Source organism: Stenotrophomonas sp. GbtcB23, from assembly GCF_019091045.1.
GTDB lineage: Bacteria > Pseudomonadota > Gammaproteobacteria > Xanthomonadales > Xanthomonadaceae > Stenotrophomonas > Stenotrophomonas rhizophila_A.
On the sequence record NZ_JAGXKC010000080.1, the window covers coordinates 1 to 6,044 of the forward strand.

Sequence of the window (6,044 nt, forward strand, 5' to 3'; positions counted from 1 at the left end):
CCCGCGCTCCACCTGGACCTTGGCCACTTCCCGCAGGGGCACCGTGCGAGGCCCCCCATTGGCGCCGGCGGCCAGACGGCTGGACTCATCGACACTGGTGCTTGCCGGCAGCGGAATGGGCAGATCTGCCAGCACAGCGGGGTCTTGGCGCTGCGCTTCGGGCAGGCGCACGACCAGGTCGAAGCGGCGGTCGCCCTCGATCAACTGGCCGGCAACACTGCCCCCAATGGCGGTGGCCACCGTCTCCTGCACATCGCCCGGATTCAGGCCATACCGTGCCAATGCCGCCGGATCTGGCGTGATGGTCAACAGCGGCAGGCCCGAGACCTGCTCGGCCTTGACGTCTTCGGCGCCGGGGACGCTGCGCATGACCCGCTCGACCCGACTGGCAAGGCGCGTCAGCTGGTCCAGATTGTCGCCGTAGACCTTGACTGCCACGTCCGAACGGACGCCGGAGATCAACTCGTTGGTGCGCATCTGGATGGGCTGGGTGAACTCGTAGTTGCTGCCCGGGATTTCCTTGGCTGCCGCCTCCAGCTCTTCCACCAGCTCGGCCTTGGGCTTACGCGGATCGGGCCACTGGTCGCGGGGCTTGAGCATCAGGAAGGTGTCGGCCATCGATGGCGGCATCGGATCGGTGGCCACCTCGGCGGTGCCGATCTTGGAGAAGATGTTGGCCACCTCCGGGAACTGGGCCAGGCGCTTCTCCAGCGTTTCCTGCATGGCCACCGACTGCTCCAGGCTGGTGCCGGGAATACGCATGGGTTGCAAGGTGATGTCGCCTTCATCCAGGCTCGGCACGAACTCCGAACCCAAGCGGGTGGCCAGCACGCCACAGCCCACCACCAGCACGGCCGCGCCTGCCAGCACCACGACCCGGCGCCGCAGTGCCCAATCCAGCAGCGGCGTATAGCGGGCCCGCGACCAGCGCATGAGGCGGTTGTCGTGCTCAGCCACGCGGCCGCGCAGGAAGGTGGCGATCGCCGCCGGCACGAAGGTCAGCGACAACACCATGGCGCCGGTCAGGGCCAGCACCACCGTGATCGCCATCGGGTGGAACATTTTTCCTTCCACCCCGGACAGCGCGAAGATCGGCAGGTAGACCGCGGCGATGATGCCCAGGCCAAACAGGCTGGGACGGATCACCTCGGCGGTGGCCGAGGCGGTCAGGTCATAGCGCTCTTCATCGTTGAGCTGGCGGCCCAGCGCGTGCTGCGCCTCCCCGAACCGGCGCAGACAGTTCTCGATGATGATCACCGCCCCGTCCACGATCAGGCCGAAGTCCAGCGCGCCCAGGCTCATCAGGTTGCCCGATACGCCGCCACGCACCATGCCGATGATCGTGAACAGCATCGCCAACGGGATCACCGCCGCGGTAATCAACGAGGCGCGCACATTGCCCAGCAGCAGGAACAGCACTACCACCACCAGCAGCGCGCCCTCGATCAGGTTCTTGGACACCGTGCCGATGGTGCGATCCACCAGCGCGGTGCGGTCATAGACGGCCTTGGCATGCACGCCGGCAGGCAAGCTGGCGTTGGCAGCGTCCAGCTTGGCCGCGGCTGCCTGGGAGACCTCCCGGCTGTTGGCGCCGAACAGCATGAAGGCGGTACCGACCACGACCTCATGGCCATTCTGGGTGGCCGCGCCCGTGCGCAGCTCCTTGCCTTCGCCCACGCTGGCCACATCGCGCACCCGGATGGGCACGCCGTCGCGGCGGTCCAGCACGATGTTGCCGATCGCCTCCAGATTGGCCAGCTGGCCGGGCACGCGCACCAGGAATTGCTGTCCATTGCGCTCGATGTAGCCAGCGCCAATGTTCTGGTTGTTGCGCATGACCGCCGCGACCACGTCGTTCAACGTGAAGCCCAGGGCCACCAGCTGGGCCGGGTCCGGGGTGATGTGGATCTGCCGCTCAAAACCGCCGATGGTGTTGACCTCGGTGACGCCGGGCGTGGTGCGCAGCTGCGGCCGGATCACCCAGTCCTGCAGGGTGCGCAGGTCCGTGGCGGTGTACGGGGTGCCGTCGGGCTTGCGAGCGTTGGGCTCGGCCTCCACGGTGTACATGAAGATCTCGCCCAACCCGGTGGAGATCGGCCCCATTTCCGGGTCCAATCCGTCGGGCAGCTGGGAAGCGATCTGCTGCAGGCGCTCGGCGACCTGCTGGCGGGCAAAGTACAGGTCGGTGCCGTCCTTGAACACCACGGTGACCTGTGAGAGCCCATACCGCGACAGCGAGCGGCTGTAGTCCAGCTTGGGCAGGCCGGCCATGGCCGTTTCAATGGCAAAGGTCACCCGTTGCTCAGCCTCCAGCGGCGAGTAACCCGGGGCCTGGGTGTTGATCTGGACCTGGACGTTGGTGATGTCCGGCGTGGCGTCGATGGAAAGGTGACGGTAGCTCCACACGCCCAGCGCAACCAGCGCAGCGGTGAGCACCAGCGTCAGCCAGCGATGGCGGATGGACAGCCCAATGAGGCGTTCGAGCATGGCGGGCCTCATTCCTCTTCCACGGTGGACTTTTCGATGTCGGCCTTGATCAGGAAGCTTTGGGCCACCACCACCTGTTCACCGGCCTTGAGGCCTTCCAGCACTTCGGCGCGTTCGGCGTCGCGGCGCCCCAGCTTCACCGGCCGGGTGTGGTAGGTTTCGCCCTGCTGCACGTAGACCACGTCCTGGTCTTCTGCGGTCTGCAGCGCGGTGATTGGCACCACCAGCGCCGCCGATTGGCGATCCACGGTGACCCGCGCCTTGACCGCCGAACCCGGACGCCACAGGCCATCGGTGTTGGCCACGGTGGCGCGCGCAATGGTGCTTTGGCTGGCGGTGGCGGTGCCGGGCAGGACGCGCTCCAAGGTGGTCTGCGCCGTGACGCCATCGCTCAAGCGGGTGACCGTCACCGGCACGCCGGCACCGATGTGCTGGACGTCGGCCCCAAAGATGTGCAGGTCCACCCACAGGGTGGACAGGTCGGCGACCTCGAACAGTGGCGCGCCCTCAGCGGCCGCCATGCCCACGGCGGCCGTGCGCGCCATGACCACGCCACTAATCGGCGCGGTGACGGTATAGGTCGTCAGGCTCAGGTTGCTCTCCACCGTGGCCAGTGCCTGGCCGGCACGTACCTGATCACCCACGCCCGCACGCACGGAGCGGACCGGCCCGGGGAAGCGTGCCGTGACCTGCGCGATGCGACCGTCAATCGGGGACAACAGCCCTTGCACCTCATGCTCATCGGCAATCTCACCGGGGCCTGCCGGCGCGACCTGGATACCCGCCGCCTGCGCCGCCTTGGCGGCAATCTTGGTTTCCAGCGGCGCTTCCTCGTGCTCGCCGTGCTCTTCGCCCTCAGCGGCGGCGCCGCCTTCGGACGCTTCGTTGGGGGCCGACGCGTTGCAGGCGGCCAGCATCATCAGGGCCATGCCCAGTGCGGTCCAGGAAAAGCGATTCATGGGGTTTCTCCAATGGAAGCGGCCGACGGCGGCGTTACAAGCGCTTGGCCGGTCAGTCGTTGAATTTCGATCAGGGCGCGCTGCGCATCGAGCGCCACGTCCAGCTGCTGCTGGGCCATGGCCGTGCGTTCGGACTGCAACTGTGCCCATTCCAGGTAGCTGATCGCGCCGGCGCGATAGGCGCGCTCGGCGGCCTGCTCGGCCCGGGCCAACTTCGGCAGCACGTCGCCTTGCAGCCGTGCAACCTCGGCCTGCGCCACGGTATAGCGGCCATGGGCCTCGACCAACGTGGAATACAGCGACAGGCCCTTGGCCTCGCGCTCGATTGCCAGCACCTCCAGTTCGGCTTCGCCGGCGCGGATCTCTGGCTGCGCACGGCTGCGGCTGCCCAGCGGCATGGACAGGCTGGCCACCAGCGCGGTGTCGTCAGTCTCCTGCAGGCGGCGCACGCCCAGCTGCCACGACAAGTCTGGCGAGGCCGCCGAGCGCGCCAGCTGGAGTCGCGCCTGCGCGATCCGGCCGGCGTCGGCAAATTGCGCCAGCTCGGGAGTGCGCTCCAGTTCCTCGGCCAATGTCTGCATGGACGCGATCGCGGGCAAGGTCATCGGATCGGCTGCGGCCACCTCGAAGCTGGGAGCCCGTTCGCCCCACAGTGCGGCCAGATGCTGACGGGCGGCGATTCGCTGCTGCTCGGCGCGATCACGGGTCAGCTCTGCGCGCGCCAGCGCCGCCTGCGCAGTCAGCAGCACCGACTCGGGCGACGCGCCAGCCTCCAGGCGCTGCCGGGCAGCGGCCACGGTTCGCTGGCGCTGGCCAACATCCTTGTCCGCCAGGCTGCGTTGCCGGTCGGCACCGACGACGGCCAGATAGCGCCGCGCCGTCTCGGCGAGCAGGTCCAGCCGACCGGTCTCCCGCTGCACGGCCAGTGCATCAATCCGGCTTTGGGCCAAGGTGCGGCGGGCGTCGAGCTTGCCGCCGCGCTCCAGGACCGAGCTCAGGCTCAAGGTCAGTTCCGCGCTGTCCAGGCCGCGGGCTGCGCCAGTGCCCAAAGCGTTTTCGACCTCTGCACCGACCGTCCACGGTGGGCGCTGCACCGCCTGATCGCGCTCGGCAGCGAGCACGTTGGCCCGAGCATCGACCAGGCGCAGCTCGGGGTGGGTTTGGGCCACACGCGCAAACGCGTCGTCCAAGGTCATCAACTCGGCGGCCGACGCCGGCGTCGCCATTGCGCCGCCCAACAGCAGCCATGCGGCTATCGCCGCCAATCGCACATGCATGGAAGTACTCCGAAGGTTCTCGATATCGACAGGGTGCCGGCGCATGCCGGCGGACCTCACCCTGCGATCGGCGGTCGGAATGGCGCAATCGGGTGCGCGTGCGGATACGTCGGCGTATCGGCGTTCAGTACGGGCAAATACCGGCCGATGTCCGCCACGGCCAGCAGGATCTCAGGTGCCGGCACGGCTTGGCCGCAACACAGCACCAGCTGCTGAAGCCGGTGCAGGGCGACGTCTATGCCACGCTCGGCAGCTGGCGGCGACACTGCCGGGCCGCGGTCGGCAGTGGCCAGATGGGTTTGAACATGTAGCTCGCCGACCAGTGCCAGCACCGGCTGCGCCACCAGACCCACGGCCAAGTGCGCCAGCAGGAGCCAGCGCAGGCCAGAACCCAGCCGGCCAAGCCTGGTCATACAGCCGTCTTGCGCGCGTCGGCACGTGCCCGGCGGGCATCACCCAAGATCTCGAAGGCCTCCTTGATCACGTACAGGCCGATCAGGGCGCCGATCACGAAATCCGGGTACGGACTGGCCAGCCACCAGACCAGCAGGCCGGCCAGGATCACGCCAACATTGGCGACCACATCAGCCCGGGTGAACAGCCAGGTGGCTCGCAGATGCACTTCGCCGGACTTCAGCGGCGCCAGCATGCGCAGCACGGTCATGTTGACCACCAGCGACAGCAGGGCGGTGCCGATCATCCAGCCACTGACCGGCTCGGCGCCGAACATTACGCGACGGCCGACCTCGACCAACACGCCCACCCCCAGCACCAGCAGTACGCTGCCGCTGACCCACGCGGCATTAGCCTTGAAGCGGGCTGTGCGCCCAATGGCGACCAGGCCAATGGCATAGGCGGTGGCATCGGACAGCATGTCCAGAGCGTCGGCCAGTAGGCCAGTGGAATGGGCAATCCAGCCGGCGATGCCGCCGATCACGGCCATCGCCGCGTTCAACGCTAGGGCGATCCAGAGGACGCGCCGCTCCTGCGCATTCTTGGCCTCGTGGTGGCAGCCGCAATCACTCATGGGAACATCTCCAGTCGCAGGGAAGCCAGGCCCAGGCGGACCGCTGGCATGGCACAGCCGGTGAGGGTAAAGTCCGTAGCTACTACGGAGTCAAGCGTACTACGAATGAAAATCAGTGAGGCTGCCGACGCCAGTGGGTGCCATTTGGAGACCATCCGCTATTACGAGCGGACCGGCCTGCTGCCGCGCCCGGGGCGCTGGAGCGGTTCGTCCAAGGCCACCATGTCCTACGGCTATGGCCTGAATGTCACCCCGCTGCAGATCGCCACGGCGTACTCGGCGCTGGGCAATGGC

The 6,044-nt window shown here is 67.8% G+C and carries 6 protein-coding genes; 1 reads left to right on the forward strand and 5 read right to left on the reverse strand.

Annotation, left to right across the window (positions count from 1 at the left end; all coding sequences use genetic code 11):
* From KVS69_RS17645 to KVS69_RS17665, 5 genes are all read right to left on the reverse strand, one after another.
* Window positions 1-2,487 (reverse strand): CusA/CzcA family heavy metal efflux RND transporter (locus tag KVS69_RS17645; protein ID WP_217539257.1); only part of this gene is annotated, 2,487 nt, incomplete at its 3' end.
* 8 nt (window positions 2,488-2,495) lie between these two features.
* On the reverse strand, window positions 2,496-3,446 hold the full coding sequence (locus KVS69_RS17650; protein WP_182338181.1) for an efflux RND transporter periplasmic adaptor subunit: 951 nt from the start codon (window positions 3,444-3,446) through the stop codon (window positions 2,496-2,498).
* Entirely contained in the window at window positions 3,443-4,723 is a 1,281-nt protein-coding gene (locus KVS69_RS17655) for a TolC family protein (RefSeq protein ID WP_217539259.1), read from the reverse strand. The genes KVS69_RS17650 and KVS69_RS17655 overlap by 4 nt, the downstream gene beginning before the upstream one ends.
* A gap of 56 nt (window positions 4,724-4,779) precedes the next feature.
* A complete protein-coding gene (locus KVS69_RS17660; protein ID WP_102789689.1) occupies window positions 4,780-5,136 on the reverse strand; it encodes a hypothetical protein in 357 nt (118 codons plus the stop codon).
* Entirely contained in the window at window positions 5,133-5,750 is a 618-nt protein-coding gene (locus tag KVS69_RS17665; protein WP_217539261.1) for a cation transporter, read from the reverse strand. The genes KVS69_RS17660 and KVS69_RS17665 overlap by 4 nt, the downstream gene beginning before the upstream one ends.
* A gap of 48 nt (window positions 5,751-5,798) precedes the next feature.
* Here KVS69_RS17665 and KVS69_RS21295 point away from each other — a divergent pair.
* Window positions 5,799-6,044, forward strand: a 246-nt coding sequence (locus KVS69_RS21295; RefSeq protein ID WP_302675382.1) for a MerR family DNA-binding transcriptional regulator, incomplete at its 3' end; no start/stop codon positions are given.

Coding starts and splice junctions, on each gene's coding strand:
- KVS69_RS17650 (WP_182338181.1), bottom strand. CDS start 3,446: ATGAATCGCTTTTCCTGGACCGCACTGGGCATGGCCCTGATGATGCTG.
- KVS69_RS17655 (WP_217539259.1), bottom strand. CDS start 4,723: ATGCATGTGCGATTGGCGGCGATAGCCGCATGGCTGCTGTTGGGCGGC.
- KVS69_RS17660 (WP_102789689.1), bottom strand. CDS start 5,136: ATGACCAGGCTTGGCCGGCTGGGTTCTGGCCTGCGCTGGCTCCTGCTG.
- KVS69_RS17665 (WP_217539261.1), bottom strand. CDS start 5,750: ATGAGTGATTGCGGCTGCCACCACGAGGCCAAGAATGCGCAGGAGCGG.